Raw genomic sequence first — 2,467 nt, forward strand, 5'->3', positions numbered from 1 at the left:
GGAGCGATAACCGGTTCTATTCGGGGAGTGTTCGCCTTTGCCGGCATTGAGCTTATTTTCGACTTCTACTTCCATCATCTTATGGCATAGCCATTCAAGCATGGAGAGCATGGGATCCGGCTCGCCTAAAAATTTCAGTAGCATTTTTTCTAAATTTACGGTATTCTTATGGTAAGCCATCGGATAACACTCCTTTTGGGTTTGTTTTCAGCAACTTACCATTTCGGAGTCCCGATGGCTTTTCCTTTATGAAATTGCGAACTTAATTATACACTGACTAACGACTGATAGACAAATCTATTGAAAAATACAGAGGGGATTTTAAAGAGAACTGTTGTTCGGTGACATACAGTTGTCACGGGGGTGTGTTAGAATTTTGGGGAAAGATGAATATTATGTCACTCCTGATAAGGGTGTGGGTTTAAACAATTCATTGTTAAGTAGTTTATCAACTTGTTTTTATCACGATTTTAAAGTTTCCGGTACTTGTAAGGATAACAGAGCAAAGGTGGAGGACGAATGAATAGGGATTATATCGCACATGTACGAAAAAAAGGAGATGATTCGTGGGCGGCTCCTCATTTATTAAAGGATCATTTAGAAGAAACGGCTAAAAGAGCTCAAAGTTTTGCTGCAAAATTTGATTCCGCCGAATGGGGAAAAGCGGCCGGAATTGCTCATGATGCCGGCAAAGGCAGAAAGAAATGGCAAAACTATTTGTGCTTTAAAAGTGGCTTTTATGATGAAGAAGCGCATTTAGAAGGCAAACCCGGCAAATTACTTCACGCGATACATGGTGCGAAATTATGTGAAGACCTTTATGAAAAAGGAATTGGACGAGTTTTATCTTATTGTGTTGCAGGTCATCACGCAGGACTTCCCGATTGGTCAGGTGCTGAAGGAGCGGGTATGTCTTCTTTAGATTTTCAACTAACACAGGTAAAAGATCTTAATGAGATCGAGCAATTTATTTTAGATGAAATTCGATCTGCCAATCCGCAGTTGTTGTTAATTGCCGTGATGCTGGTATTCTTCGGGGATTGGAAGGAGAAGCAGCGCGGACCTATTATGGTGTTTTCGATAAACTAATATTGGAAGGGAAAGAAGACTTTAAGTTTCATGGGCGAAGTCGGCGACCTCCTCTTGATCCAACTAATGCTTTACTATCTTTTCTATATACGCTTTTATCTCATGATTGTACCTCTGCATTGGAAACTGTAGGTTTAGACCCACAAGTGGGATTTTTACATAAAGAACGTCCGGGGCGTCCAAGTCTTGCTTTAGATTTGATGGAGGAGTTAAGGCCGTATCTAGTTGATCGGTTAGCTCTATCATTAATTAATAACCGACAAGTGGATATAAAAGGGTTTATTACGAAGGAATCAGGCGGCGTAATAATGACTGATGAACTGCGAAAAACCGTTATTACTTCGTGGCAGAAAAGAAAACAGGAAGAAATAATCCATCCTTTTTTGGGCGAAAAAATACCTATTGGCTTGATTCCTTATGCACAGGCAATGCTTCTAGCCCGACATTTAAGAGGGGACTTGGATGCCTACCCACCATTTTTAATGAAATGATGGTGATATATGATGATGGTTTTGATTACTTATGATGTGCGTACTGAAAACGCCGAAGGGATGAAACGCCTACGGAAAGTGGCTAAACAGTGTCAGAACTATGGGCAAAGAGTCCAGAACTCTGTATTTGAATGCCTAGTTGATCCAGTCCAATTTGCTCAATTGAGAAAGCAACTTGAACAAATAATCGATCCAAACGAGGACAGTTTAAGGTACTATTATCTCGGCTCAAATTGGAAAAATAGAGTTGAGCATGTAGGAGCTAAGGTTACATATGATCCGGAAGGAGTATTAACTGTTTAGCGCGAAGTACAAGCACCCATTATTTCCCTAGCTTTCTCGCGGAGCTAGTTAAACTGAGGGTTTGTCTGTATTTGGTAAGTTTAAATTGAACTTATTAAGTAAAATTAACTATGTTCGCGGTATTTGTCGTTTAATCCCTAGAGCCATTTGACTTTAGGGATATTACTGTCACCCCTCTTACGGGGGTGTGGATTGAAACGCAATTAACGGGATCATCGCGCCAAAAGTTTGCATGTCACCCCTCTTACGGGGGTGTGGATTGAAACCACTGCTCCACTCGTTACCACCTCTCTTTATATGTCACCCCTCTTACGGGGGTGTGGATTGAAACTCCCACTCTCCAAAACACCAGGCCTGATCACAACGTCACCCCTCTTACGGGGGTGTGGATTGAAACGCCAACTCCTTGAAAATTGGTTCGGAGGCGTGGGGTCACCCCTCTTACGGGGGTGTGGATTGAAACAATGAAAGCGATGATGGCGCTGGCTGCATCCTCGCGTCACCCCTCTTACGGGGGTGTGGATTGAAACTGGATGAAGTCAATCATTGCGGTATAGCTGGGCAGCGTCACCCCTCTTACGGGG

General features: G+C 42.4%; 2 protein-coding genes, 2 pseudogenes and 1 CRISPR repeat array. Of the genes and pseudogenes, 3 read left to right on the forward strand and 1 reads right to left on the reverse strand.

Going from position 1 to position 2,467, the window contains the following annotated elements:
* A pseudogene (locus G5B42_RS11110) lies at positions 1–180 on the reverse strand (IS256 family transposase); the annotation flags it as partial.
* 339 nt (positions 181–519) lie between these two features.
* Between G5B42_RS11110 and G5B42_RS11115 the strand changes: the two are divergent.
* From G5B42_RS11115 to cas2, 3 genes and pseudogenes are all read left to right on the forward strand, one after another.
* Complete coding sequence (locus G5B42_RS11115) at positions 520–1,089, forward strand: CRISPR-associated endonuclease Cas3'' (RefSeq protein ID WP_181340543.1); 570 nt, start codon at positions 520–522, stop codon at positions 1,087–1,089.
* Positions 1,002–1,580: pseudogene (gene cas1, locus G5B42_RS11120) on the forward strand (CRISPR-associated endonuclease Cas1); the annotation flags it as partial. The gene G5B42_RS11115 and the pseudogene cas1, both read left to right, overlap by 88 nt.
* A gap of 12 nt (positions 1,581–1,592) precedes the next feature.
* On the forward strand, positions 1,593–1,883 hold the full coding sequence (cas2, locus tag G5B42_RS11125; protein WP_181340545.1) for a CRISPR-associated endonuclease Cas2: 291 nt from the start codon (positions 1,593–1,595) through the stop codon (positions 1,881–1,883).
* Positions 1,884–2,050: 167 nt separating this feature from the next.
* Positions 2,051–2,413: a CRISPR direct-repeat array (repeat unit 32 nt; unit sequence GTCACCCCTCTTACGGGGGTGTGGATTGAAAC).
* The last annotated feature ends 54 nt before the right edge of the window (positions 2,414–2,467 follow it).

The sequence above is a fragment of the Capillibacterium thermochitinicola genome (assembly GCF_013664685.1).
Classification (GTDB): Bacteria; Bacillota; UBA4882; order UBA10575; family UBA10575; genus Capillibacterium; species Capillibacterium thermochitinicola.

Bases quoted from the DNA above. Each gene is read 5' to 3' on its own strand.
- G5B42_RS11115 (WP_181340543.1), top strand. From the start codon at position 520: ATGAATAGGGATTATATCGCACATGTACGAAAAAAAGGAGATGATTCG.
- cas2 (WP_181340545.1), top strand. From the start codon at position 1,593: ATGATGGTTTTGATTACTTATGATGTGCGTACTGAAAACGCCGAAGGG.